The sequence below is a fragment of the Sorangium sp. So ce145 genome, from assembly GCF_051525985.1.
GTDB lineage: Bacteria > Myxococcota_A > Polyangia > Polyangiales > Polyangiaceae > Sorangium > Sorangium cellulosum_B.
Genome location: NZ_CP150315.1, coordinates 12149110 through 12175177 on the forward strand (window position 1 = coordinate 12149110; position 26068 = coordinate 12175177).

A 26068-nucleotide genomic window follows, 5' to 3' on the forward strand; every position below is an offset into this window, starting at 1 on the left:
GGGGGCGGTCGGCTGCGGGCTCGATCCGCGGGTCTGGTGCCCAGTCGGAGCGAGATGTCGGGGTCCCCGAATGTCCGGTTTTTCCAATCGGAAGCCGCGGGCGCGTGGCATGAACACCCCATGACCCACCTCGACGCCGCGATGAGCCGCTCCCCGCTCCGATCGACTCCGCTGGGCAAGACCGGGCCCAGCGTCTTTCCCGTCGGCCTCGGCTGCATGGCGATGTCCGGCGCCTACGGCCCGGCCGAGGACGCCGAGAGCGTGGCCACGATCCGCCACGCCGTCGAGCGAGGGATCACCCTGATCGACACCGGAGACTTCTACGGCAACGGGCACAACGAGCTCCTCCTCCGGCGCGCGATCGAGGGGGTGCGCGACAAGGTCCAGCTCTCGGTGAAGTTCGGCGCGATGCGCGGCCCGGACGGCGCCGCGCTGGGCATCGACACCCGCCCGGCGGCCGTGAAGAACTTCGCGGCGTACAGCCTGCATCGGCTGGGCGTGGAGGTCATCGATGTGTACCGCCCCGCGCGCCTCGACCCTCAGGTGCCCATCGAGGACACCGTCGGGGCGATCGCCGACCTCATCAAGGCTGGCTTCGTCCGGCATGTCGGGCTGTCCGAGGTGGGTATCGAAACGATCCGGCGCGCGAGCAAGGTGCACCCGATCGTGGACCTGCAGATCGAGTACGCGATCGCGACGCGCGGGCCCGAGGCGTCCATCTTCCCCGCGCTCGCAGAGCTCGGGATGAGCGCGACGCTCTACGGGGTTTTTGCGCGGGGGCTGCTCACCGGCAGCAAGCCCTCGGGAAAGGGGGACTTCCGGCAGTACATGCCACGCTTCGCAGGCGAACAGGGGGCAAAGAACGCGAGTGTGGTCGAGAAGCTCCACGCCTTCGCCGGCGAGCGCGGGATGACGTCGGCTCAGGTCGCGCTCGCGTGGGTGCTGGCGAAGCAGCCCACGCTGGTGCCGATCGTCGGGGCCCGCACGCGAGCCCAGCTCGACGATGCCCTCGTGGCCCTCGACAAGCCGCTGTCGGCGAGCGACGTCGCGGCGCTCGAGAGCATCGTGCCAGCGGACGCGATCGGCGGGACGCGCTACCCCGCCCAGCACATGAAGGCTCTCGACAGCGAGCGGTAGCGGATCGATGCGGGCACCCGCGCCGGCTTGAACGGCCGCACGAGAGGCGTAAGAGTGATGAACGTGGCCGCAGCGATGGATCTCCTCACCCTCACGCTCCCGCGCTTCGTCGAGGACGTCCATGTGGCCGCGCCACCCCCCGGTCAGGCGTTCGACGTCGAGTGGCTTCCCGACGGCAGAACGGGCCTCCTTTTTCGAGCGCTGGAGGGCGGGCGCGAGGGGGATGTGTGGGTCGCGGGCCCCCGAACGCGCGCGATATTCAAGAGCAAGGCCGGCCTCGCGCGGACGGTCACCCTTCGGTTCAAGCCGGGCTGGTCGGTTCCGCTGCTCGGCGTGACAGCGAGCGAGCTCACGGACCGGATCGTTCCGCTGGAGGACGTGTGGGGCCGCGCGGGGCGCGAGCTGTGCGGTGACCTGCTCGCCGCGAGGAGCCGCGCGGACGTGATCGACCGCGTTGCCCGAGCACTCACCCTTCGTGCCGGCCAACCACTCGAGACGGTATCGGGGCAGCTCGCTCGTCGTGCGGTCCGCTTGCTCGAAGGGGGCGAGGTCCGGGTCGAGAATGTCGCCGATCGGCTCGGCGTCACGGCGCGGCATCTTCGCCGCGCTTTCACCGAGAACGTCGGCATCGGCCCGAAGGAGTTCGCGCGGGCCGTCCGGCTGCAACGCGCGGTGCGAATGGTTGCTACCTCGTGCGACTGGGCACGAATCGCCGCAGACGCGGGCTATTATGACCAGGCCCACCTCATCGCCGACTTCCGTCAGCTCGTCGGGCTGACACCGGGCGCGTTCCTCAAACGCGCGAGCGGCCGGATGACCCGTTCTCCTTGCATGCGGGCTGATGGCGGATGATCGGCCTCAGGCATTTGCGTTCGGGAGGAGAAGGCACCGCACATCCGGCTCCTCGTTCCAGGCATCGGTCACGGCGCTGAGCGGCAGACTCTTGAACGGCGCACGAAAGCCGGCCGCCGGGGCCGCTGCCAAGAGCTCACCGGCCCCGGCCAGCAGCTCCTTCACGGGAACGCTGCCGATGAGCTCGAGCCCCGTGCTGCGCAGCATGTCACCCCGGATCGGGATCTCGTCGCCAGCCACGGTACCCAGCTGAACAAAGCGCAGGCGCGGCTCGCCGGCCCTGGACCCACGGTCCTTCGTCGCGGCCTGGAGAACGCGGACGGCCGGCTCGCCCCACACGAAGTCGAGCACGACGTCGACGCCTCGATCGAAGTGATCCCGCAGTGATCGATCCGCGTCCTCGTCAAAGGCAATCTTCACGTCGGCGTCGAGCCGGCCAAGCTTCACCTTGTCACGACCGACGGCGATCACCTTGCTCGCTCCAAAGTAACGGGCGGTTTGAATCGCCATGCCTCCCGCCGCGCCCGTCGCGCCGTTCACGAGCACCGTGTCGCCCTTCCGGAGGAGCGCCCGGCGTGACAGCGCGATCCAGGAGGCGAGCCCCGCGGTCACGATCGCTGCGGCCTGCTCATCGGACAGCGCGTCGGGCACCGGCACGACCATGCTGTCCATGGCGAGCGACCTCTCGGCCATCGAGCCGAAGGGCGCCTTGGGGAACAGGAAGTAGACGCGCCTCCCCGCAGGGTCTGTGCCGACGCCATCGACACCCGGGACGAAGCCGCCGCTCTTTCCGCTCGCATAGTGCCTGCCCGAGGCCAGGCCTTTGACGATGGGGCTGAGCGGAGCGGCATGTACGGTCACCACGGTCTCACCGTCGCCGGGCTCCGGATCGCGGAAATCGCCATAGGACGGCGGGACACCGAGCGCATTTACGACGGCGGCCTTCATGCTGAACACTCCAATCGATGATTGCGGTGGCGCCGTGTCGGCAACGACCGAGCCCGTGTTCCCCGAACCCCGGCGATGACGCAGTGCATGTGCGTGCTCCTTGTTTTCACGGCGAACGCGCCGTCGACGCGGAGAAGATGCGCCCGCTCGGCGCATCGATCCACTGCATGATAGACATATGCATCATGCCTGCATTTCATGACGTCGCTTCGGTCGATCTCAACCTCGTGCGGGTGCTCGGCGCGCTCCTCGACGAGCGGCACCTCACGCGCGCGGGCAAGCGGCTCGGCCTCACCCAGTCGGCGACGAGCCACGCGCTCGGCCGGCTCCGGCGCCTCTTCGGCGATCCGCTCTTCGTCCGCACCTCGCGCGGCCTCGCCCCGACGGCGCGCGCCGAGGAGCTGGCGGAGCCGGTGCGCGACGCGATGCGCGCCCTCGATCGCTGCTTCCGCGCCGAGGAGCCGTTCGTCGCCGCGAGCGCCGCCCGCAGCTTCAGCGTCGCCACCGCCGACTATGGCTCCTTCGTCCTCGCGCCGAAGCTCCTCGATCGCCTCGGGCGCGAGGCGCCGAACGTCGATCTCTGGCTCCGCGCGCTCGACGCCTCCTTCGAGGAGCAGCTCGCCCGCGGCGACGCCGACGTGGTGGTGGCCCCGGCGCGACGCGACGGGCTCCCCGCTGGCATCCACTCACGCCTGCTCTACCGCGAGCGCTTCGCCTGCCTCGTGCGCAAGGGGCACCCGCTCGTGAAGAAGGGCATCGACCTCGCCTCCTGGACGTCGATGCGCCACGTCTTCATCGCCCCGCGCGGCACGCCCGGCGGCGTCGTCGACGAGACGCTGGCGCAGCTCGGGAAGCGCCGTCGCGTGGCGCTGGCGGTGCCGCACTTCCTCCTCGCGCCGCACGTTGTCGCCGGCTCGGACCTGGTCGTCACCGTCGGCGCGCGCGTGGCCGAGGCCTTCGCGGAGATCCTCCCCTTGCGCGTGGTCGATCCGCCGGTGAAGCTCCCCGGCTTCGAGGTGCGCATGTACTGGCACGAGCGCCACCACCGCGATCCGGCGCAGCAATGGTTCCGCGACGCGGTGCGCGGCGCGGCCGAGCCGTCGTCCATCAGAGCGTGACGCCGAGACGAGGGCGCTCGCGGAGCGCTTCCTCGTAAGACGCCACCTTCGCGCGATGCCTGCTCACTCCTTGATCCCCCCTGCCGCGCCGTGGTTCACTCCGCGCTCATGAACGCGGGGTCGCTGCTGCGAGCGGGCATCGAGGCCAGCAACAGGACGGAATGCCTCGGATCGAGGGAGCGGGCGAACGTCGCTGCCGGGCCCTCGGCGCGCGCGAGACGCCCCGGCGCCGTGACGTCCGCGGCGTGGGAGAGGGTTGCCCGCGTCGTCGCGGCGCTCGCGCTCGCGCTCGCCGCCGGCTGCGGCGACGGCGACGGCGACGATCTGCCGGATCCCGGGCCGAGCTCCGGGCTCTCCCCCGAATTGCCGCTCTTCGACCTGCCGGAGGCGGATGCCGCGACGCTGTGTGATTGGGTCGCTGGTCGCTTCGGCGGCTACGGCCGGCGCGTGGACTGCGGCGGCGGCGCGTACATCTCCTCCGCGCCCAGTCGCGCCGAGTGCGTCCGCAGCTATCAGGCCGCCGACGACACCTGCGCGGCCACCATCGGCGTGGTCGAGGCGTGCGTGAACGGCGCCGTTGAGGGCCCCTGCACCGCCATCCCTGTCGAATGCGTCGAGCTGCTGTTCTGCGCGAGCTGAATCTCGGCGCGCCCGATGGCTGCGGACCAGGCTCGATCGTTTTCTTTCTTCCTCCCCGCCTCCCCGCCTCCCTGTGAAAATTCTCCGGGTTTCAACATGATCGATTGGTGTTCTAGCACGACGAAGCTCAGCGCTTGACGGCCGCCGGATCAGCCTGGGCCGCGGGGGCGGCCGCTCGCGCGCGGCGGGGCCGCGTGGCCGGTCACTCGACCACCCGGACCGCAGCGTCGAGCCGATTGACGCCGCTGGCGCTGTCCCACGCGGCGCCGCTCGAGAGCCGGATCGCGTAGCGCGGGTCGTCGCGCAGGCGCTCGGATGCGTCGGGCAGCCACAGGCCGAGCTGGTAGTCGCCCGGCGGGAGATCGGCCGGAATCTTCGCCTCGAGGCACATCTCGCTCTCCTCGCCAGGAGCCCAGCGGCGCGGATCGGCGTCGAGCTGGGCCACGCGCCGCGCTTCGCCCTGCTGGAGCACGAGGTAGACCGGTCGCGGGTTATAGGCCCGGGCGTACCCGTCGTTGAACACGCGCAGCCGGAGGGACAGCGGCTGCCCGCGCGCGATCTGCTCGGGTGACTCGTGCTCCATCACGACGAAGCGGTATCCGAGGCGGCAGGCGATCGTCTGGAAGCAGCCCCCGGATCGCCAGTCATCGAGCACGTCAGGATGATAGTCGGTGTTGATGAAGCTGAAGTGGTGCGCGGACAGCTCGGCGAGCGCCGAGGCGCACTCGCTGCGCGGCGGGTTGCGGCCGCAAGTCTCGCCTCCGACCGGCGTGAACGCCGAGTCCGCGGCGGCATAGGCCTTCTCGCCGGGGAGCTGGTAGGTGCCGACGTCGTCTTCGCTCGCGAGGAAGCAGTCGTTCAGGTGGCCGATCCGCGAGAGCGGCGCTCCGGAGAACGCCGTCTCCTCGGTCAGCGGGCCGCCGTACGCCTCGAGCTTGTGCGAGGGGCGGCGCGCGAGGGTCATCCGGCTCGCGGGCAGCGCCTGAAGCAGCGCGTCGAAGATCTGCTCGCGGCTGTCTGGACGGGTGAGATCGTTCGTCGAGGAGTGCCACTCGCCCCAGGCGCCGACGAAGCCAGGGTGCAGCACGGCGATGACGTCGGCGTTCGCCTCCAGGACGGGCTTGAGCTGATCGATGTGGGACAGCACGCGGCCGAGCGGCGCGTCGTCCTCGCCGATGTCCGTCGCGTAGTAGAAGCGGGGGAGCACCTTGAGCCCCGCCGAGCGCACGGCGGCGAAGCTCTCGTCGAGCTGGTCGATGAGGGGCTGGTCGATGTCCCGCGCGCGGTAGTCGTCGATGAGCGCCTGACCGTAGATCAGCGTGTATCCCTCGTCTCGGAGGCCAGCGATGGAGTCCAGGCCCCGAAGATCCCTGAAATGGAAGACGCCGCGCTCGGGGTTGAGCACGCCCTGGCACTCGGCATCACCGGAGGGATCCGCGCCCGCCGCGAACAGCCTGGGCGCGTAGGTGCGCCTCACGATGGCGCCGCTCGCGCCGCAGCTGCCCGGCGGGGCGACCGCGCCGCCGCCGCTGCCGGAGCTGCCGCCGGCGGCACCGCTGCTGGAGCCGTCGCCGCTGCCGCTGCCGCTGCCGCCGCTGCCGACGGAGCCTTCCGCTGCCGCGCTGGACGTCAGCGAGTCGACCGGGCTGCCGCCGGAGCCAGCGCCGCACGCCGTCGCGAGCGCCAGGGAAAGACAGGGGGCGCTGCCGCGAAACAGGCGCGACGGGACATGGGACGATGACCGGCTGCTCTGGTGATGCTGGTGAGGCATAAGCAATCTCCTCTCCCGCCGTGAATCGACGAGGCTTTAGGGCCCGACCCGTGGGGCACGCTGTCCAGTGAACGGTCGAGGGGATTGCAGGGCCGATGCCACCGGCGCGGCCCGCCGGCGCGCGAAGCGCCGAGGCCAGGGGCTGCGCAAGGATCGTACACGTGCGCACGAAGCGGACGGCGCGCGAGGGCGCATCGCCCCATCCGCCACGGCGGCTCAGCTCATGACGCGCTCGCGCCACCGGCGGCGCGCGACAGCTCGTCGATCGCGCCAAGCAGCGCGTCGTTCTGCTCCGGCGTGCCCACCGTGATCCGCAGCCTGTCCTGGATGCGCGGCGCGTCCCAGTAGCGCACGAAGATCGCGCGGTCGTAGAGCGCCCGGTACATCGCCTGCGCCGACAGCCCTCCTCCTGGCGGACTCGCCAGGACGAAGTTGCTCTGGCTCGGCGCCACCGTGAACCCCTTTTGCCGGAGCGCCCCCGTGAGCCGGGCGCGCTCGGCGATCACCTTCTCCCAGCTCTTCCTCGCCTCGTCCCGCGCGGACAGCGCCGCTGTGGCCGCGGCCTGCGAGAGGATGTCGGTGTTGTAGCTGTCGCGGGCCTTGTCGAGCGTCTCGATGAGCCGCGGGTGCCCGAGCCCGTACCCGAACCTGAGCCCCGCGAGCGAGTACCCCTTGCTCAGGGTCCGCAGCAGCAGCACGTTGTCGAGCCCCCGCGCCGGGTCGAGCAGCGGCGTCGCGTCGAACTCCGCGAAGTCGACGTACGCCTCGTCGATGAGGAGCACGCCGCGGAACGCCCGCGCGACGCGCTCGAGCTTGTCGAGCGGCTCCTGCCGCCCCGACGGCGCGTGCGGGTTGACGAGGAGCGCGAGCCGGCAGCCGCGCTCGTTCAGGCGCTGCGCGAAATCCTCCGGGACCGACCAGTCCTCGGCGAGGGGGACCTGGGTGATCGTCGTGCCGTGGATCTCCGCGAGCACGTCGTAGAGCGAGTAGGTCGGGTACGTCTCGCCGATGCCGCGGCCGCCGGGCTCGCAGAACACCGTCACGGCCATGCGGAGCAGCTCGTCGCCGCCGTTCGTGGCGATCACCTGCTCGGGCGACAGGCCATGGAGCCGCGCCGCTGTCTCGCGGAACTGCTGCGCCCGGGGCGGCGGGTACCGGCGGAGCTGATCGGCCGAGACGTCCCGGATCGCCTCGAGCACGGCGGCCGGCGGCGGGTACGGGTTCTCGTTCGTGTTGAGCTTGACCACGTCGGCCCGCTGCGGCTGCTCACCGGGCGTGTAGGGCGTGAGTCGATGGATGTTGTCGCGTTCGTACAGCATGGGGATGGCCGTCTCTCGCCCACTGGCCCGCCGGAGACAAGCGCCTCGTCGCCGGCGGGAGGCGCGCCCGGCGCTCGATCCGGCCGCCCTCGGGGGAGCTCGGCCGGAGGACACGGACGGCGTTGCCCGGGCGCCCGCCGTTCGACCCGCGCAGCCCGCGCGCCCGCGGCGAGGTGCGCTGGCTGCGCGGATCGGACTAAGATGCGCCGCATGACGACGACGTCCGAGCCTGAAGTCTTCCTGGTCCTCTCCTGCCTCGGCCCTGATCGGACGGGCATCGTCGCGGAGGTGACCCACTACCTGACGGAGCGCGGCGCCAACGTGGAGGACAGCCGGATGGCGGTGCTCGGCGGCGAGTTCGGGATCCTCCTGCTCGCGTCGGGCCCCCCCGGCGCGATCGAGGCGGTCGAGCGCGAGACGGAGTCGCTCACCCGGGCGACGGGGCTCACGGTGCAGAGCCGCAGGACCAAGAGCCCCGAGTCGCACCGGCGCGCGGCGACCATCCCTTGCGTCATCTCCGTCGACGCGCTCGATCACGAGGGCATCGTGCGCGCGGTGTCGCGCGCGCTCCACGGCGTCGGCGTCAACATCGTCTCGCTCGAGACCTCGGCCTACGAGGCGCCCGTCACCGGCTCGCAGCTCTTCCGGATGGAGGCCCGCGTCGACGTCCCCGCCGGGGTGACCGTCACCCAGCTCCGCAAGGCGATGGATGCGGTCGCGGAGACCGAGAACCTCGACATCGACGTCCGCTCGCTCATCAAGGGCTGACCGCGCCGCGCGAGAACCGGTATCCTAGCCGGCCATGCCCTTCAGCAATCTGAGCTCCCCCCGCAAGGTGCACGGCCTGGACGCGGAGATCCGAGGCGCCGCGGTCCTCGCGAGCCCCGGGCTCGTCGCGATGGTCTCGACCGATCCGGTGCGCCTCGGCGTCTGTCCTGTCGGCGGCTCCGGCGCGAAGACGACGAACCTGTCGCTGTCCTCGGCGCACGACGTGGCGCTCCTGTCGAAGGACGTCGCCGTGGTGCGGAGCGGCGACGACGCGGTGTGGGCGCTGCTCGGCATCACGCACGGCCCGAAGCTCGATCAGGTCGGCCGGGACGTGCGGCAGCTCGCCACGCGGCCGTCGGGCGAGACGGCGCTCGCGCTCGGCTGGGACGGCAGCGCGACGGAGCTCAAGCTCGACAAGACCGAGGTGAACGGCCGCACGTTCGCGGTGCGCGGCTCGGCGCGGGCGTTCGACCTGACCGAGACCGAGGCGCACGTGGTGATGGACGGCGCGGGGGAGGGCGGCGAGCTCCGCGTCCACCCCGGCGCGACGCCCGAGCCGGGCCCGACGCTCCGCGCCTCGCTGCCGCGCGCGGCCCAGAACCTCGATCGCGTGCGCGGCGGCCCCAAGCTGACGGCGGTGTACAAGCGCGGCGCGAGCGCGGTCTGCGCGGTCGTGAGGTCGTCCGGCAAGCTCGCGGCCAAGATGCTCGCGTTCGCCGATCCCGTCGCCGACGTCGCCGTCCTCGAGTCGAGCCTCTTCGCCGCCTTCGCGGACGGCCGCGTCGCGCTGTTCGACGGTGCCGCCATCGAGGCCGCGTCCGGCGCGCCGCTCGCGCCGACGGCGAGCGTCACGCTCGGCGCCCGCGGCGAGCCGGCCGTGCTCGCGGTCGCCGGCAAGGGGTCGCCGACGCTGTGGGTCGGGACGAGCGCCGGGGAGATCTGGAGCCTTTCGATCGTCCGCAAGCAGGGCGGCTGAGGGGGCGCCGCACGGTGCTATGATCCCTCGATGCTCTCGCTGAAAGCCACCGTGCGGAACGGCCACCTCGTGCTCGACGAGCCCACCGAATTGCCAGAGGGGGCCGTCGTGGATCTTGTCGCGGTGGGGGGAGACGCGCTCGATGAGCTCGATGACGAGGAGCGGGGGGCCCTCCACGCCGCGCTCGCTGAGGGCATTGCGCAGGACGACGCAGGAGACACGCTCGACGCCGACGAGGTGCTTGCTCGCCTCCGTGCTCGCGCGTCGTGACAGCGGTCACCAGGGCGGAAAGGTGAGCTTTGGCTTCCGCGAGCGACGCCTTGCGCAGTTGACCATTGTGACCAGAACACTCGCTCGATCAAGCGCGGTTTCAAGCGGCACCCGAGCGTGGGCCGAGGGAACGCTGTCTGTGCAAGGTGGCCCCACGAAGAAGTCCGGCGACGTGCGCCCTCCTCACGCCGCGCGCGCCGCGATCCGCCCGTCGACCAGCGCGTCCGGATCGAGCTGGTCGAGCGTCGTCACGACGCGATCCGCCCCCGCGGCGGCCAGCAGCGCCTCGTCGGCGAGCCGCGCCACGCCGATCGAGGTCATCCCGGCCGCCTTCGCGGCCTGCACCCCGGAGGGCGCGTCCTCGATCACGAGGCAGCGCGGCGGCGGGACGCCGAGCGCGCGCGCGGCGGTCAGGAACAGGTCCGGCGCCGGCTTTCCGCGCGCCACCGCGGCGCCGCAGAGGTCGGCGTCGAACAGATCGAGCAGCGTCGCGCCCAGCGAGACCGGCGCGCGGCGGGGGTTCTGGTGCTCGACGAAGGCGTCGACGCGGATCCTGCGGAGGAGCTCGCTGGCGTTCCTGGACGACGACGCCGCCGCGAGGAGCACGCCGCGCGCCTTGAGCTCCAGGATCAGCCGCGTCGCGTCAGGGAACACGACGAACTTCCCCGCCGCGATCTTCCGGAGCAGCACCTCCTGCTTGCGCTCGGCGTAGACCCCGGCGCGCTCCGCCGCGCCGGGCACGCCGAAGTAGTCGAGCGCCGCGCGCGCGCCGCTCTCGCGCGCCTTGCCGGCGACCTCGCTCTGGTAGACGGCCGTCGTGAACCGCTCGGGCGCGTAGCGTGTCTCGGGCGCGATCGCGCGCCACTCGGTCGCCATCAGCGCCTCCAGCGCCTCCTGCCAGGCGCGCTCGTGCGGCGAGTCGACCACCACCCCATCCACGTCGAAGAGCACTCCCCCGAGAGGACGCATGCCGCTGACATGGCGCCAGCGCGCCGGAACGGGAGCCCCACGGCGCCTCGGCGACGCGGCGCGCGGTCGCGCCCGCCTGTGGCTCCCGCCGCCCCGCTCGGGGTGCTACCGTGTGGGCTCGTGCTGCCTGCCCGCTCCGGAGCCGCTCCCCCTGCGACGCGCCTGCCGCGCGCGCTCGTTGTCCGCGACCCGGAGCCCGAGGAGCTCCGCGCGACCATCGACTGGTCGGACTGGTACCTGGACGACGCGGACGGCATCGGCGCGTGGGGCGAGCACGACGAGATCTCCCGCCTGCTCCTCTCCTCGATCGCGCAGCTCGCGCGCGAGCGCGGCTGGACCGACCACCACGCCGGCACGGATCGGTTCTTCGCCTGGGTGCGCGAGGAGCCGCTCGTGCGCGTCTCGCCGGACGTCTACCTCCTCGATCACCGCCCCGCGCCGCCGCTGCCCAAGCAGTGGCAGACCTGGCTGCCCGGACACCGGCCCCCGCGCTTCGCCCTGGAGATCGTGGCGACCGACTGGCAGAAGGCCTACGAGGACGTCCCGCTCAAGTACTGCCAGCTCGGCTGCCCCGAGCTCGCGATCTTCGATCCGCTGGCCGCCACGCACCGGCCGCCGGCGGGGCGCGTGGCGCTCCAGGCCTACCGGCGCGACCCCGATGGCGCGTATGTCCGCGTGTACGCCGGCGCAGGGCGCGTGTGGAGCCCCGCGCTCGACAGCTGGCTCTGCGTGATCGGCGCCGGGGCCGAGGCCCGGCTCCGCCTCACGCGCCCCGGCGGCAAGGGCGAGCTCGTGCCCACCCAGGAGGAAGCCGCGGCGATCGAGGCCCGCGCGAGGGAGGCGGCCGAGGCGCGCGTGCGCGAGCTGGAGGCGCGCGTGCGCGAGCTGGAGCGGCTGGAGCACGGGTAACGCGCGGACCCGAGGACGAGCGCCGCCTTGCGGCGCTGTGCGGGGCGGACAGCGGATGATGAAGGGGCGCGCTGATCCAGCTGCGCCAGCCGATGAAGTACCCGGCGCGTGGGGCGACGTGGCGCGACGCTGCCGAGGTTGACGCGAGCGACGCTCGCGCATAGCGTCGGCATGTCTCGTGCTCCTGTCACTGCCGCCAAGGCTCGCCGGCGCCATGGCGCAAGGTGCTCTCTGATGCCCGGTGGAAGCCCCAAGCGACCCGAGCCCACGTTCGACGGCTGGTCGCCCCGCACCGAGGCCTCGGTGTGGCTCGGGCTCGGGCTGCTCGGCGTCGGGGTCCTGTGGTTCACGGTGCGCGCCGTCGAGATCGACAGGTCGCTCGACGCCGCGAGCCGGCAGCTCGCGAGCGCCGGGCCTCCGGACGCGGCGCCGCCGCCCGCGCCGGCTCCCGACGCGGGCGCAGAACCGCACCTCGCGCTGTCCTGGACCGTGGGAGCCCCGGGCGAGCCGGCGGAGCCGCTGGCGAGCGTGCGGCGGGCAGCCGAGGAGCTGCTCGCGCGGCGCCTCCCTCACGGGCTCCGTCGCGGGGCGGTGATCCGCGCCGTGGCCGAGGCCGCCAGGGCGCCGAAGGAGCCTCGTGTCCTGGCGCTCGCCGTGCGGGCGGCCGGGCAGCCGGAAGCCCGCTTCTACCGGTTCGACGGCAACGCCACGGGGCGGCTGGTCGACGAAGAAGGACGCGAGCTGGTGCCGAACCCGTGGCAGGCGCCGCTCGCCACGCTGCGTCGGACGTCGCCGTTCAACCCCAAGCGGATGCACCCCGTCTTGCACCGCGTCAGGCCGCACGAGGGCACGGACTACGGCGCGCCGTCGGGAACCCCGGTCTATGCCGCGCTCGAGGGCAGCGTCTCCTGGGTGGGGCCGCATGGCGGTCACGGCAACTGGGTCGCGATCCAGCACGAGAACGGGGTCGAGACAGGCTACGCGCACCTCTCGAGGTTCGCGGCGGGCCTGAAGCGCGGGGACCACGTGGCGACCCATCAGCTCGTCGGCTACGTGGGGTCGACCGGGCGGTCGACGGGGCCGCACCTGCACTTCAGCGCGAGCCGCAACGGCGTCTACTTCGACGCGGAGACGCTGCTCGCGATGCGCCTGCGGGAGCTCCCCGCCGATCAGCGCGACGCGTTCCGCGCCGAGAAGGGCGAGCTCGATCGCGAGCTCGACGACATCGGGGATCCCCTCCCCGCCGCGTCGCGGCCCGGAGGCGGGGACGAGCCGGCGTCGCCGGCGAACGATTCGGTGTCGCAGCCGCGCGCGGCCGCGTCCGGCGCCCGGCGCCAGCGGCGGTGACCGCCGGCGAGGCCGCCCGGCGGCCTCGTCTCCCCTGCGCGTCGGCGAGCCTTATGTACGGGGACGCGTCGCCACGCGTCCGGCGAGGAGGCGCGCGGGCGCAAGCGCGCCGCGAGCCTCGGCCACCCTCGGGAGGTGCAAGCACAGATGGACACCATGCACGTCGACCTGTTGATACGGATCGTCGCGGGCGCGGCGCTCGGGGGCGTCATCGGATACGAGCGCGATCGCCACGGCCGCCAGGTCGGGCTCCGGACGCACCTGCTCGTCGCGATGGCCGCGGCGACGTTCATGGTGATCTCGGTGAAGTTCGTCTACTTCCAGCATTACGGTAAGGAGGATCTGGTCGTCGTCGACTCCTCGCGCATCGCCGCGTCGATCGTCGCCGGCATCGGCTTCCTCGCCGGCGGCTCCATCCTGCGCACCGGGACCACGGTCCAGGGCCTCACGACCGCGGCGGGCCTGTGGCTCGTGACGGCGATCGGCATGTGCTCGGGCGCGGCGATGTACGTCGAGGCTGTCGTCGTCACGCTCCTCGGCGTGCTCGCGCTCACGGCGCTCCGCCGCCTCGAGGACAAGGACGACCGCAGCACCCGGCGACGGATCGCCCTCGTCCTGGGCGAGGAGTCGACCGGCGTGGCCGACATCATGAAGGCGCTCGAAGCGCTCGGGGCCGTCGTCTCGGACATGGATTACGATCGCCGCCTCGACGACAAGCGGCGCGTCAACGTGACGCTCGACGCGAGGATCCCGAACACGATCGGCGTGGAGACGCTGATTGACCAGCTCGCAAAGCAGCCCGGGGTCCGGCGAGTCCACGTCCAGGCGCCCACGTGATGGAAGGGTACAGACCGGCGGCCCTGCTGCGCGGTCTTCCGGCCCTGCAGCGCGGCCCCGGCGGCCCTTCTGCGCGGCCTTCCGGCCCTGCAGCGCGGCCCCAGCGGCCCTTCTGTGCGGTCCCGCCGACCCTTCTGCGCGGCCCTGGCGCCCTGCAGCGCGGCCCCGGCGACCCTCCTGCGCATCCACTTTGGTGTCCTTTCGTACGATCGCGTGGCTCCTGCGCGGTCCCAGCGGCCCTCCCGCGTGCCCGTTTTGGTGTCCTATCACACGTTTTTGTGGCTCCTACGCAGCCCCGGACCCCTCCTGCGCAGCCCCGGACCCCTCCTGCGCAGCCCCGGACCCCTCTGAGCGCCCCATTTGGTGCCCTGCATTACCATGGTTCGACGACTGCACCTGGTCGTTGGTCGTCGCCTCCGCTACGCAGCCCCGGAGTCCGCCTGCGCGGCGGCGCGTAAGTAAAACAAGCCCGATCGCGGCGCGACGAGGTGTAGGTATGGCGTGGCGGACGGCTCCGGCAGGGTCGCGGGCATCGGAGGGCGGCGTCCTGGGGGGGCCGGAGTGTCAAGCGACAGTCATTGTCGCTGATCAGGCGGCATTGTTGATGATCGCGGCAATCCGCGGAGATTCGGTGAAGTTCACCGGTGAACCTACCCTCGCGATGAAATCGTTCAACAACGACGGCAATTTCGATAAGCCGCGCTTCACAATCGCGGTGGTGCCGCGATCGTGGTATGCGTAGCAGATGCACGTACACCGCCTAAAATTTTCTTCTTCCGCCGTCCTCTCGTGTGTGGTGCTGCTCGTCGCGGCGTGCAGTGACGGCGCCGACTCGCCTGGCACGACGACGGGCGGAACCGCGAGCACGACCAGCGCCGGGAGCACGAGCGGCAGCGGGACAGCGGCGGGCGGCGGCTCGCCCGGCAGTTCCGGCTCGAGCGCGACCAGCGGGGGCGCGGCGAACGCCGGTGGAGGAGGCACGGCCGGCGGAGGCACCGGGGGCGCCGGCGGAGCGGGCTCGGGCGGCATGGGCGGCGCATCCGACGGTGCCGGAGGTACCGCGGGCAACGGAGGTGACGCAGGGGGCAGCGCTGGCGAGGGCGGCGGCCCGGCATTCCAGCCCTGCCCGGCGAGCGGCTCCTGTAAGATCATGCCCTTCGGCGATTCAATCACGCAGGGTTTCAACGTCGCCGGCGGCTACCGCGCCCCGCTGTTCCACCTCGCGCTCGAAGCGAACCGCGACATCACCTTCGTCGGTTCCGCCAATGATTACAGCGTGCCCATGGTGGACGGAGTGACGTTCCCGAGGAACCACGAGGGTCACGGCGGCTGGACGATCGAGGGCAACAACGGCATCGCGCAGCTCGTGGGCACCAGCATTCCGAATTACAAGCCCAACATCATTACGTTGATGATCGGAACGAACGACATCAACGGTAACATCAACCTTGCGGACGCGCCGAATCGCCTGGGCAAGCTGCTCGACTCGATTTTCATGCGTGATCCGAACATCCTCGTGGTGCTCGCGCAGATCGTGCCGACGAGAACGGACGCCACGAACAACGCCGTCAAGGCCTACAACGCGGCCATGCCCGACCTGGTTTCGACGCGCGTCAGCAAGGGGCAGCACATCGTGCTGGTGGACATGTACACAGCGTTCACCAACGACCCGAACTACAAGCAGTCCCTCTTCGCCGACAATCTCCACCCGAACCAGGCAGGGTATAACCGCATGGCCGATGTTTGGTTCCAGGCGTTGAGCCCGTACCTTCGCTGAAATCGAAAGGCGAACGCCACCAACGCTCGAGCAGATTCGCGGCGCACGCGGCCTCGCGTGCTTGGGTCTGCTCACCCGTTGCGACGATGATGATGAGCGGCAAAACCGCCGAGCACGAGTGCTTGGACCTGCCGGCTTCCGGTCGGCTCACGCTGCTCTCCCACGGCGGTGAGCTGACTTCCAACGCGCGAGTCCGCGTCGCCGCCATGCGCCAAGGCCCCGCTTCGAAAAGCAGTTGGTTGAGACGCGGGCCCAGGATGTCACCACCGTGCGCGGGCTCCTGCGCGCTTGCGGACACAAGCTCGCGACGTGCACCACCGAGGGCTTCGTCACGGTGCTCCAGCGCGTGCAGCGTGGCTATACGGCGAAACCGGTGATGCCGGCGAGCCCTTCACCGCCGCGGGCGACGCGGCGGCGGAGGGCGCCCCGTTGGGCCACACCGGAGCCGCCCTCGGCGGCGAGACAGGCGAAAACCATAAAAGTCTCTACTGTTTCCGGCGACCGCTCGTCATCGACCGGTTTCTCTGGCGGGACGATTCCGCGGGGGCGAACCGTCGCGATCCGTCGGATGCCTCGGGATTTGGGGAGGGGGTGACGACGGATCGCACCCCCTCGGAAGGTGTGGGCCCAACCCGGGCCCAGCGGCCAAGCGCCGGGCCTTGGGAGCTCGCGCTGACCGATCCGTCGCCTCGGGCGGCCGTGGTCGCCTCGCTCGCCGGCACCCTGAGCCGCGCCGTCGCGCTCGGGGATGACGTGGCGGCCCGGGTCGTTCACGAGGCGTTCGGTCGCCTGATCGGGCTGCCCGTGGCACCGGAGAGGTGAGCGCGCTTGGATCGAACGTCGAGCTCGCCGCTCGCGTCGACTCACTGTCGGAGCCTTGCCGCTCGCCAGCGCCCGGCCCCGACACGGTGGAGCTGCTGCCGCGGGCGGTGGATCGCCGCGTCGCCTTTGTGCCCGGCGCCGCCTTCGATGCGGACGCAGCGGACGTGTGCACGCGGCGCTTGTCCTTCGTCACCTTCTGTGGAGCAGATCGACGCCGAGATCGCGGCGCTCGCCGCTATCATCCGCGAGAACCACGCTATGTTGGAGATCTGGGGCCGCATCTCCTCCATCAATGTGCGCAAGGTGGCGTTCACCGCGCAGCTGCTGCATCTGCCCTTCGAACGCGTCGGCGCCGGCGCCGCCTTCGGGATCCCGAAGACGCCGGAGTACCTGGCGCGCAACCCGAATGCGCTGGTGCCCACGCTGGAGGGCGCCGCCGCGATGGTCGAGCTGGTCCGGTCCGTGGCGGCCCGGTGAGGCGGGACGGCGCGGGTCGCGCCCTCGGCCTCTGGCCGGAGGCGCCAGAGCCGCTGACAGCTGCGCATGCGCCGCCTGGCGGTGGTAACCTACATCGATGCCCCGTTCGCTCGACCTACTCGAAGATCTTCGTCAAGCTTACGAGTCAGGCAACCTCATCGTTTTCGCCGGCGCAGGGGTCTCGGCCGCAGGGGGCCTGCCGACGAGGCTGGAGCTCGCCAAGCACCTCCGCGACCGCTTGCACCCTGGCAACGCTCCCCCGGAGGCTCTCGACGAGCTCGATTGCCTGCTCGCCCGCGGCGAGCTCATCGACGCGCTCTCGGCCGAAGAGCAAATGCTCGGGCCACAGGAGTTCTGCCGGGCTGTCGAGAGAGCGCTGGACGATAAGGACATCCCATTGCCGAACGTCGCGGAGGCGATCGGCGCGCTCCGACCCAAGCTCCGCGCCGTGCTCACCACGAACCTCGATCGCTTCCTGGTGCGCGCCTTCAAAGGCGAGTGGAGCGAGCTGACGCTGGCGTCGTCTGCCGGCGACGTCGCCCAGCGGCCACACCACATCTTGAAGCTACGTGGCACGCTTGGGAACTGGAGTAGCTGGGTCCTCACCCGCGAGCAGCACGACCGCTTGATGTCCGGGACACCGGAGTATCGGAATATCTGTTGCACTCTGTTCCGCGCATGCCCGCTCCTCTTCATCGGCTACGGGACGGCGGAGGATGACTTTGCACAGGTGCTCAAGGAGGTGCGCGCGCTCTCGGGCGAGCAGCCACCCACGCACTTCGCGTTCGTGCCCGCTCCCGTGCCGCCGTTCCGCCGCACACAGCTAGAGAAGTCTGGCCTCCGCCTGATCGAGTACGAAGACGTCGATGGGAAGCACGCGAAGGTGGTGGAGATCCTTCGCGATTTATCGGGCCCACCGCCGATCAATGCCGGCACGACGAGCGCGGGACCGCAGGCTGGGTCGAGGCCGCGCGTCCTCGTCGCGGGGCCGTACTTCGGGCTCTCGCCCGAGGCTGCGGCGCGGGTGCGACAGTTATGGGCCGAGGGACTCACGAAGGAGGGGCAGGATCGCATCGGCGCAGAGCTCCAGAGGAATGACGTCTTGCAAGCACAGATCATGGCGATCGTCGCGCACGACGTCATCGTTGACATGAGCCCGTGGCGCGCCTTCAAGCGGTGGAGTAGCGACGGCCTGCGCGAGCTGGAGCGCGGCGGGTACGATGCCGGAGATGTGCCGCTCGTGCACTTCGGGTTTCCAGCCGACGCAGCGCCTGCGAGCGCCGACAATCTGCCCGAGGCCGCGCTCCAGCAAATGCGGGCGCGGTGGTTGCTTATCCTGGCCCGCGTCGGGGAGCAGCACGCCAGCGCCATCGCGCTGGGCGGGTTCGAAGGAGCGCCCGCATGGTTCCAGGCAGCGGCCACGTTATGTCCAGGCGCAGAGCTGGTCGTCGATAGTGAGCCCCCCGCGCTGGAGAAGAGACGTCTCCGACGTGTGAAGCGGCTCGATGTTGACGCGGCCGACCTGACGGAGAGGGAATACCTCCGTGCCCTGCGGGTAGTCGCCGGCCAGGTAAGGCTAGCGGGAGAGGCTGAAGCCCGCGCTCTCCACGACGTCTTCATTATGGTGGAGATCTTGCCGTTCGGGCGGCGGGATGATGAAGAGCGACCCACGCGACGCCGGGATGCTGACGAAGAGGCAAGAGGCTCCGGGGCAGACGACCTTGGAGCAGAGCTGAAGGCACGCGCCGCGGTCACCACGCGGTTCACCTCGGGAACCGCTGTCTCGGCGGAGGCGGTGCTCGATCTCGCGCAACGGGTGTTCCTCTGGGGTCAGGCTGGCACCGGCAAGTCGACCCTGCTCCAGTGGCTTGCCTGCAGGGCTGCACGCGCATCTCGAGAGATTGAAGAAGCACGGCTGCCGGTGTGGATCCCGCGGTTGCACGGCCGGTCTGGCGATGATCTTCCCGGCCGGCTCATCACGCTCGCATTCGAGGCGCTCCACCTGCCCATCGATCGGCGCTCGCCGCTCTACCGAGCCCTGGAGGGACGGATCAGCTCTGGAAGGGCACATCTTTTTATCGACAGCCTGGACGAGGCCTCCAATGTGGCGCAGGCCCTGCTCACGAAGCTACATTCTCGGATCCACGTGCATGTGGCCTCGCGCATGACGGAGCCGGTCCAGGGCCGCTTCACGGAGGTCGAGCTGAAGGGGTTGCCACCATCTGGGACCGGAAGCTTCGTGAGGGCGTACTTCGGTGATGTCCCCTGGCTCTCATCGTTCTTGCGTGAACTGCACGACTTGCCCGATGGGTCGACCTGGGCGCGCACGCCTGTGCTCCTGTCGATCGCGGCCGCGTACTACCGCCGGAAGCAGCGGCTCGCGGGCTCGACACTCGATCTCTATGCGGAGGTCATCGGCCTCACCGAGGACACCGAGGATCGAGGGCTGGCGAGACCGCTGGACCGCGTGATCGACGAGGCGCAGGTCACGCGGGCACAGATCGCGCATGAACTGTCGCGGCTCGCTCGCCGCATGCTGGCGCCTGACGAGGGCGAGCCGACCGTGACCTTTCCGGAGAGCGATCTGCCGTGGAACATGCGGGAGGCCCTGCGCCGGTCGGGACTCTTCACCGGCACGGCGCTCTTGCGGTTCGCACACCTGACGTTTGGCGAGTATTTCGCCGCACGATCCGGCCTCGACCTGAGCGCGGCCCGAGCGCGCTGGATCTCGGCGGCGCGCATGGGTCGCGAGGAGAGCCTGGAAGTCCTGCCGATGGCGCACGCCGTCGAGGGAGCGGCGGCGCTCCAGGCCGCTCTGGAGGACGCGGAGACGCGGGACGCTCCCGACCACCGGATGCTCCGCCTGCTCTTGCGGTCGCTACGCTACGGAGGCGACGGCGTCAGCGCGTTCTGCGAGGAGCGAGGCGCGAGGGTGCTGGACCTGCTGCTCGCGCGAATGCAAATGCCCTCGGGACGGTTCGGCGAGGCGGAGCGGCGCCTGCTCGACGCGGCGGAGCCCGCGCTACTGGTGCTCGCGCCGTTCCTCAAGGCGGGGCTGGGCGGACCGGCAGCGAACGATCGGGTGCTCGAGTCGATGCTGGACATGCCGGGCGAGGTGGGGACCGAGGCCCACGTGATCGCACGCATGCTCGGGCTCCGAGCACCCGAGAGGCGGACGAGCCGATGGTGGAGCGCCATCCACCGAGTAGCGCGGGCGATGGTACGCAGCGGCCTTGGCGTGCGCGAGGTCGTCGCGTTGACGCAGGGCGGAGAACGCTACGAGCGAGATGATGCCGTTCGCGTCCTGGCCAGGTTTCGCCCCTACCGGGCCGTGCTGCGCTCGCTCGTCCGCGATCCCTCCGACGGCATCCGCGAGGACGTCATCCGCGCATTGAGCGACGAGCCCGAGGCGGTCCCCTTGCTCCGAGAACGCCTGTGGGACGATGAAGGACGTGTAAGGGCGGCTGCGGTCCGTGCGCTCAAAAAGGACCCGCCCTCTGAAGATATGCTGGGGGTCTGCCTCGACGACAGACACGCATTTGTCCAGTTTGCCGCAATAGGCGTGCTCGAGATGCATCCAGAACGCTGGGATCTTCTCCGGCATCTCATCAGCGACCAACGTACGGACGTGGCTGCCGACGCGATCGACGCGCTGAGGGACGATGCGAGCTCACGTGAACTCATCCGAGCGCGACTGCAGAAGTCGCTGGAACACGGACAGCTATGGTATATTCCGAACGCGGCAGTTCGCGCGCTACGCAATGATCCAGCATCTCGCGAGCTTGTCGCCCGGGCGCTCGCCTGCCCCGACGTCCACTTCAGAGCGGAAACGTTGAAGGCGCTCATGGCGTCGCCGGAATGGCGTACGGAGGTGATTCGTCTTGCCGAAGGGGGCGACGCGAGCGCCATCGCAGCGCTCGCGGACGATCCGGGGCACCGGCCTCTCCTCCAGAGCTTGCTCAAGCACGATTCAGAGCACACTCGGCGTGCGTGCGTCGAGGCCCTCGCGGCGGATCCCGACGCAGGGACGCTCCTTCGCGATCACCTTCACGACCCGGACCCCAATGTCCGCAACCGTGCTATCGATGCACTCGCGAAGCATCCTTCCGCACGTCCGTTGCTACGGGATCTGTTGCGCACAGACGAGGCTTCAAATCCCGATGACCCCAGAAGCGGGTGGCAGCGAGCGCATCTCGTGAGCGTCCTGGCAGGCGACGAAGGCTCGCTGCCGCTGATCCTGCGCGCGCTCAGCGACCGCTCAGCGGACGTGCGCGCGGCGGCCGCGAGCGCGCTGGCCAGCGTGGCATCGGTGCGCGCTGAGCTGCGAAAGCTGCTGGACGACGACGATCCGCGTGTCTGGGGCAATGCCGTCGAGGTGTTCGCTGATGAGCCGCAGGTTCGGGAGCAGCTTCGGTCGTTGCTCTATTACGATCTCTGGCCGGTGCGCCTGGCTGCGTTCCTCCTGCTGGTGAACCAAGAAGGGGCGCGCAGACAGCTCCAGGATATGCTACATAACGATCCCCGGGCCCGGGCCGCCGCGTTTCAGCCTCTGGCGAGTGACCCGGGATCTCGGGCGTTGCTGTGCGAGATCTTCGGCAGTGTGTCGGAGTCCGAGCAGCTCACTCTGATGAGCGTGCTGAAGGGTGAACCGAAGCTGAAGCGCGTCGCGCGGGAGAGGCTCGATCGGGCTCTGATCTGGCGATCGATGCTGTGGCCGCAGCTCGCCCGCGGCTACGTCCAGCTCCTCGCGGACGATCCGGAGTCAGCGCCGCTCCTCTCGGAGCTCTTCCATGACGAAGTCCACGCCGTTGCCGCAGCGGTTGCGCCGGCCATGGTCGGCAATCCCGAGGCGAAGCCCAGGCTATTCGAGCTGCTCCGCAGCGAAGACGCCGCCGCCCGGAAGGCCGCGGTAGAGGCGCTCTCGACGGATGTCGATGCTGTCCAGACGCTTCGGCAGATACTGCAGAACGATGACGATCATAATGTGCGCGCCGCGGCAGCCGAAGCGCTCGCCACCGATGCGGGATCCCGGGTAGCGCTCCGGGAGCTCCTCAGTGATAGAGATAAGAAGGTGCGTACGGCGGCATTCCACGCCCTGGCCAATGATCGCGAGGAGCATCCGCGGCTGTGGGTGAGGCTCGCGCAGGAAGAGGAGGACGAGCTGCGTGCGGAGATTGCCGCGTTCCTCGCGGCCGAGCCGGCGTCCTCTCCCGAAGCGCGGGCCCAGATGCGCTCCTGCCTGACGGACCCGTTCAGCGGGGTCCGCACGGCTGCGAGCAAGGCCCTCTCCCCGTTGCCTGCGTCTCCGGGCGTGCCCCTCGCAAAGGTGCCGTCGCTGCGGCTCGCGCTGCACTTGCATGGCCTACACAGGGGGCGTCTCTGCGCCGAGGACTACGCTCTGCAAAGCCGGCTCGACGAGTTCGTTCGCCGGAAGGAGTCGTTCGTCCTGGAGAGCGATCCCGAGCTCGCCGAGGCCGTGCTCGGTTGGCTCTGTGTGCGCCTGGGCTGGGCTTCGCCTGACGGCTCGCTTGATCGGGGTGGCCGCCTCTTCGGTGAGGTGAGGGAAGCTCCTGCGTCCCTCCTTGCGCCTGCTCCGCCCCTGCTCATCCGTGTGGCCATGGATTCGTCCGAGCTCCCCATGGAGCGGTGGCTTCATCCCACGCATAACGTCATCGAGGCCTGGCACGTGGCGAAGAAGCTTCGTGCTCGCACGGCAGCGCCTGCGATCATCCTCGCCTGCGCTGACGTGGACTTCAGCGACCTGGTCCCCCAGGACTTGCTCCCCGGACAGGTGAGCTGGGGGCCAGCGTTCTTCGGCTTTCGCATACCCTGCCAGGATCAGGCGCCATGAGCTACGTCCCGGTAGGCATCATCCAAGGGCGACTGCTGCGCCTGACGCTTGCCGCTGCCGCTGCCGAGCCGAAGCCGGCCAGCCGCGCAAAGAGAGCGCTAAAGCCCTTGACCTCAGAGGTGCCTCATCGTTGATGCTATTGCGGCCCCACTCTCCGGGCGAAGTCCTCCGTGTCTTCCCGAAGCCCGATGATGTCGCGCAGCGCACCGATCGCCTTGGCGCGTCGCTTGTAAATCACAGAGAGAGGTAGCCCTGCATCTTCGGCGATCTGGGCCATCGAGACTCCCTTGAGATCATGTGCCACGAGAACAAAGCGCAGCTTCGGTTCGAGATCGTTCACCGCGTCGATGGTGGCCGTCCTGATGCTGTCGGACTCCATCGTAGCAGCGGCATCCGGCGCTGGATCGGCCACATCGATCAAATCGACGAGCTCTTCCCTGCGGCGCTCCATACACTCGTGATAGTGTGAGGCCACGTGTACGGTGATCGCCTTCAACCAACGTTCCGGCCTGCCGCGCTTCGGATCGAACCTGGGCCAGCTCTCCCACGCGGTGAGCCAGACCTGGCCTGCGACGTCGGCACGATGGCACCGGCGGACCCCCAGCCTCCCCAGCCAGCGCAGCACGGCACGAACCTGCGCCGGGCAAAACAAGCGCGCGTGCGCGGCGGCGCGCTCGTCTTCATTCGACAAACGATCCATGGCGTTACCCTGCCCCGCGGGCAATCGCCCGTAAGCGGATGATGCCGCGCGTCCGCCTCATGCGGCACCGGTAAGCGGTCTTGCCCGTCCTCTACCAAAGGAAGACGTCAGCCGTAGCTGCTCAGTTCCCGTAGCGTCGGCATGCTCGCCAGCAGGCTCCTGATGTAGCTGCGAAGCGCGGCGGCGCTCATCCATGGCTCCCTACGCCCGGCAGTGTCGTGTTCAGCGGAGAGCGCTCTGCGTCCTCCCAGTCGGACGCGTTGGCGGAGTTCGTGCCCCCTTCGTCACGCTGTAGCGGGAAGCTTGTCAGCGTGGCGGCGCGCTGGACGAGCTCCACCCCCGTGGCGGTGCGGGCAGGGAGCGGCGACCGAAGCCGCGGCAGCGGAGGCGGCGGGAGCTTCGCCCGCGGGCTCCTGGCCACAAGCTCGGGAGACGGCACCACGGGCGGAGGAACGTCGAGCGCGCGGGGAGGTACCGGGGGCGGAGTCGGCGACGCCGAACTCGGGGCCGACGACGACGCCGGACGCGCCGAGCTCTCGCGCTTGGTGACGGGCTCGCCCACCTGGATCACCACGGTCTCCTCTGCGTCCGTCCGGTAGTCGTCGTGTAGCCGCCAGAGGCGCTCCCAGTACCGCGCAGGCGAGCCGGTGAAGGACTCCAGCTGCCGGGCAAGGCCGGGCGTCATCGGCAGGTCGCTCCTCAGCAACCGCTCGACCTCCCTCGGTTCCAACCCCGTGCTCTCGGCCAGCTTTCTCCTCCACGAAGGCGTCGTCGCGCAGAACGACTCGAGGACCCTCCCCGGCCGGGGAGCGGGGCGCGCTCGGGCGTCTGTCAGCTCGGCGAGCGCCGCGTCGACGTAACAGTCCAGAAGGCGCCGATATCGGTCCCGCTCCCCCGCGGCCTGCTCCTTCGCATCGGTGAGGGCTGCTTCCTCGTCATCATGCGCGTGCTCGCGCGCCTCGCGAAGCCCGCGCTCTCGTCCCAGCGCTTCGCGCGCGGTGACCGCGAAGCCGATCGCGACGCACGCGATCATCGCGAGCCCGAGCGGCGAGACGAGCCACATCGCACCCAGCATGTCTTCCATGAACTTTCGCCTCCTGGACCTGAGCGTTGTTGTCCGACGCAAGGCGGATCTCGGCATTGCGCTGCGCGAAAGCAGCACCGCTATCCCCGCCTGCCTAGCTGTTGATGGGTAGCCGACGATTCAGCGAAGCTGCCTGAGCAGCGCTTCGCGCTCCGCGGCGAGCCGCCCTCGCGGGAACTGCCGCGCGTGGGCCTCGAGCAGCCGGCGAGCCTCGACGTCGGCCATGACGTCGTTGGCCTCGATGGCCCTCCGCGCCTGGTTGACCAGGCTCCTCTCGACCTCGCCGGCGGTCGGTCGAACAGCGCTCGCCGGAGGCGCGGCCCGGTGACTTCTCGTCTTCGCGTTCGTGGGAGCGGGCGTGCCGGTCGCCATCGCCTCGCCGTGCGCGCTTCCGTGTTCCGTGCGCGACGAGATCTCGTGCGCGGTCGCCGCGGCGGGCGCCGCAGCGTCGTGCGCCCCATCTCCGCTGGCGGGCCCCGCGGCGCTCTGGGCGCCATCTCGCGCGGGGGGCGTCACGGCGTTCTGCGCCGCGGGCGCGGTGGCAGGGGCGCGGACCGCCGCCGCCCTGATCCACGGTTCCAGGTCGGGCATGGGCGGCACGGCGGCGACGAGCGCGCCGGTCAGCAGGACGAGCGCGGCCTGCACGACGATCCTCAGGCCCAGCCGGCGCAGCGAGGCCAGCCACGACGCGCGACGGCCGAACCCCAGCGCAAGCGGCACGCAGATGCTCCCGTCCCTTCCCTGAGAGCGCTCCTGGGCCTGCCACCGTCCCCCCTGCACCTCGAGCTCCTTGTGCGCCCGCCGGTGTCGCGTCTTCACCGTGTCCAGCGGGAGCCCCTGCTCGGCGGCGATCTCGGCGAGCGGGACCTCCTCGAGGTCGTGCTTGATCACGAGATCCCGGTACTTGGGCTCGAGTTGGTCGATCAGCTGCCGGGTGAGCTTTTCCCGCTGCCGTCTGCGGAGCAACTCTTCCGGCGTGGGGAGCTCATCTCGGATCTCGCGCTCATCGAACGACGTGAGCACCTCGCCGCGGCAGCGCGCGTCCCGGACGTGATTGCGCGCCTGGTTGACGGCGATGGTGACGCGATACGGCCCTGGGTCGCCGCCCGGCTCAATCCGTTGGTCGGCGTCGAGCCCCCGCAGCAGCGCTTCCTGGGCGACATCCTCGGCGTTTCGCGCCGGTACGCCGTGGCGCCTGGCCAGGCGCCGGAAGAGCTCGAAGCCGGGGGAGACGGTCTCTGGCTTGGCCACGGTAAGCAGCACACGTGAGGCGGCCCAAAAGGTTCAGAAAAATGAGTCGAGGAGCAACTTCGGTCGGATAGTGTGCCGCCATGTAGTTGGTCAGACCGCGCTTGACCATGTCCGACGGATGGTTGAACGCATTCCCTCATTCGACCGCCAATTCCCACCCAAGCCGCCTAGACGTGCCGATTTCTGCCGGTTGACGCCGAGCAGCCGGCGTCGGTACCGTCGCGGGATGCGTTGCATTGCGCATTC

Annotated in this window: 21 protein-coding genes and 1 pseudogene; 15 read left to right on the forward strand and 7 right to left on the reverse strand. The window is 70.3% G+C overall.

Going from position 1 to position 26068, the window contains the following annotated elements; translation table 11 throughout:
• The first annotated feature begins 120 nt into the window (after positions 1 to 120).
• Positions 121 to 1137, forward strand: a complete 1017-nt coding sequence (locus WMF34_RS45195) for an aldo/keto reductase (protein WP_231864588.1) — start codon at positions 121 to 123, stop codon at positions 1135 to 1137.
• A 57-nt stretch (positions 1138 to 1194) separates the two neighbouring features.
• Positions 1195 to 1989: a helix-turn-helix domain-containing protein gene (locus WMF34_RS45200; protein WP_012241461.1), complete on the forward strand. Its 795-nt coding sequence runs from the start codon at positions 1195 to 1197 to the stop codon at positions 1987 to 1989.
• Between the two features lie 6 nt (positions 1990 to 1995).
• Here WMF34_RS45200 and WMF34_RS45205 read toward each other — a convergent pair whose 3' ends face one another.
• On the reverse strand, positions 1996 to 2937 hold the full coding sequence (locus tag WMF34_RS45205; protein ID WP_437994710.1) for a quinone oxidoreductase family protein: 942 nt from the start codon (positions 2935 to 2937) through the stop codon (positions 1996 to 1998).
• A gap of 185 nt (positions 2938 to 3122) precedes the next feature.
• On the opposite strand from WMF34_RS45205, the gene WMF34_RS45210 reads away from it, so the two are divergent.
• The gene (locus WMF34_RS45210; RefSeq protein ID WP_437991701.1) at positions 3123 to 4055 is read left to right on the forward strand and encodes a LysR family transcriptional regulator; all 933 of its coding nucleotides are present in this window, start codon (positions 3123 to 3125) and stop codon (positions 4053 to 4055) included.
• Between the two features lie 108 nt (positions 4056 to 4163).
• A complete protein-coding gene (locus WMF34_RS45215) occupies positions 4164 to 4694 on the forward strand; it encodes a hypothetical protein (RefSeq protein ID WP_437991702.1) in 531 nt (176 codons plus the stop codon).
• Between the two features lie 202 nt (positions 4695 to 4896).
• Here the strand turns inward: WMF34_RS45215 and WMF34_RS45220 are convergent, their stop codons facing one another.
• The gene (locus WMF34_RS45220) at positions 4897 to 6171 is read right to left on the reverse strand and encodes a DUF4832 domain-containing protein (RefSeq protein ID WP_437991703.1); all 1275 of its coding nucleotides are present in this window, start codon (positions 6169 to 6171) and stop codon (positions 4897 to 4899) included.
• Position 6172: 1 nt separating this feature from the next.
• Here WMF34_RS45220 and WMF34_RS45225 point away from each other — a divergent pair, with 1 nt between their 5' ends.
• On the forward strand, positions 6173 to 6451 hold the full coding sequence (locus WMF34_RS45225; RefSeq protein ID WP_437991704.1) for a hypothetical protein: 279 nt from the start codon (positions 6173 to 6175) through the stop codon (positions 6449 to 6451).
• A 235-nt stretch (positions 6452 to 6686) separates the two neighbouring features.
• On the opposite strand, the gene hisC is transcribed toward WMF34_RS45225, so the two are convergent.
• Positions 6687 to 7784, reverse strand: a complete 1098-nt coding sequence (gene hisC / locus WMF34_RS45230) for a histidinol-phosphate transaminase (RefSeq protein WP_437991705.1) — start codon at positions 7782 to 7784, stop codon at positions 6687 to 6689.
• Positions 7785 to 7994: 210 nt separating this feature from the next.
• Here hisC and WMF34_RS45235 point away from each other — a divergent pair, with 210 nt between their 5' ends.
• The 3 genes from WMF34_RS45235 to WMF34_RS45245 are packed head-to-tail and all read left to right on the forward strand — an operon-like array spanning position 7995 to position 9798.
• Positions 7995 to 8552, forward strand: coding sequence for a glycine cleavage system protein R (locus WMF34_RS45235; protein WP_231864591.1), 558 nt, complete (start codon positions 7995 to 7997; stop codon positions 8550 to 8552).
• 34 nt (positions 8553 to 8586) lie between these two features.
• Positions 8587 to 9528 (forward strand): hypothetical protein, encoded by a 942-nt coding sequence (locus tag WMF34_RS45240; RefSeq protein ID WP_437991706.1) that lies wholly within the window; start codon positions 8587 to 8589, stop codon positions 9526 to 9528.
• A gap of 30 nt (positions 9529 to 9558) precedes the next feature.
• Positions 9559 to 9798, forward strand: coding sequence for a hypothetical protein (locus tag WMF34_RS45245; RefSeq protein WP_437914050.1), 240 nt, complete (start codon positions 9559 to 9561; stop codon positions 9796 to 9798).
• Between the two features lie 183 nt (positions 9799 to 9981).
• Here WMF34_RS45245 and WMF34_RS45250 read toward each other — a convergent pair whose 3' ends face one another.
• Positions 9982 to 10767, reverse strand: coding sequence for an HAD family hydrolase (locus WMF34_RS45250; protein ID WP_437991707.1), 786 nt, complete (start codon positions 10765 to 10767; stop codon positions 9982 to 9984).
• A gap of 120 nt (positions 10768 to 10887) precedes the next feature.
• On the opposite strand from WMF34_RS45250, the gene WMF34_RS45255 reads away from it, so the two are divergent.
• The 7 genes and pseudogenes from WMF34_RS45255 (at position 10888) to WMF34_RS45285 (ending at position 22787) form a co-directional block, all read left to right on the forward strand.
• Entirely contained in the window at positions 10888 to 11676 is a 789-nt protein-coding gene (locus WMF34_RS45255; protein WP_044970440.1) for a Uma2 family endonuclease, read from the forward strand.
• A 234-nt stretch (positions 11677 to 11910) separates the two neighbouring features.
• Entirely contained in the window at positions 11911 to 13023 is a 1113-nt protein-coding gene (locus WMF34_RS45260; protein ID WP_437991708.1) for a M23 family metallopeptidase, read from the forward strand.
• A gap of 147 nt (positions 13024 to 13170) precedes the next feature.
• Positions 13171 to 13860 (forward strand): MgtC/SapB family protein, encoded by a 690-nt coding sequence (locus WMF34_RS45265; protein ID WP_437991709.1) that lies wholly within the window; start codon positions 13171 to 13173, stop codon positions 13858 to 13860.
• A gap of 496 nt (positions 13861 to 14356) precedes the next feature.
• Complete coding sequence (locus tag WMF34_RS45270; protein WP_437991710.1) at positions 14357 to 14602, forward strand: hypothetical protein; 246 nt, start codon at positions 14357 to 14359, stop codon at positions 14600 to 14602.
• 51 nt (positions 14603 to 14653) lie between these two features.
• Positions 14654 to 15637, forward strand: coding sequence for an SGNH/GDSL hydrolase family protein (locus tag WMF34_RS45275; protein ID WP_049876558.1), 984 nt, complete (start codon positions 14654 to 14656; stop codon positions 15635 to 15637).
• 896 nt (positions 15638 to 16533) lie between these two features.
• Positions 16534 to 16711, forward strand: a pseudogene (locus tag WMF34_RS45280) (PLP-dependent aminotransferase family protein); the annotation flags it as partial.
• Positions 16712 to 17033: 322 nt separating this feature from the next.
• Positions 17034 to 22787, forward strand: coding sequence for a HEAT repeat domain-containing protein (locus WMF34_RS45285; protein ID WP_012241477.1), 5754 nt, complete (start codon positions 17034 to 17036; stop codon positions 22785 to 22787).
• A 136-nt stretch (positions 22788 to 22923) separates the two neighbouring features.
• Here the strand turns inward: WMF34_RS45285 and WMF34_RS45290 are convergent, their stop codons facing one another.
• From WMF34_RS45290 to WMF34_RS45300, 3 genes are all read right to left on the reverse strand, one after another.
• On the reverse strand, positions 22924 to 23487 hold the full coding sequence (locus WMF34_RS45290) for a sigma-70 family RNA polymerase sigma factor (protein WP_012241478.1): 564 nt from the start codon (positions 23485 to 23487) through the stop codon (positions 22924 to 22926).
• Between the two features lie 187 nt (positions 23488 to 23674).
• Complete coding sequence (locus WMF34_RS45295) at positions 23675 to 24571, reverse strand: helix-turn-helix transcriptional regulator (RefSeq protein WP_044967352.1); 897 nt, start codon at positions 24569 to 24571, stop codon at positions 23675 to 23677.
• Positions 24572 to 24691: 120 nt separating this feature from the next.
• Positions 24692 to 25822 (reverse strand): RNA polymerase sigma factor, encoded by a 1131-nt coding sequence (locus WMF34_RS45300; RefSeq protein WP_437991711.1) that lies wholly within the window; start codon positions 25820 to 25822, stop codon positions 24692 to 24694.
• Positions 25823 to 26068: the final 246 nt, after the last annotated feature.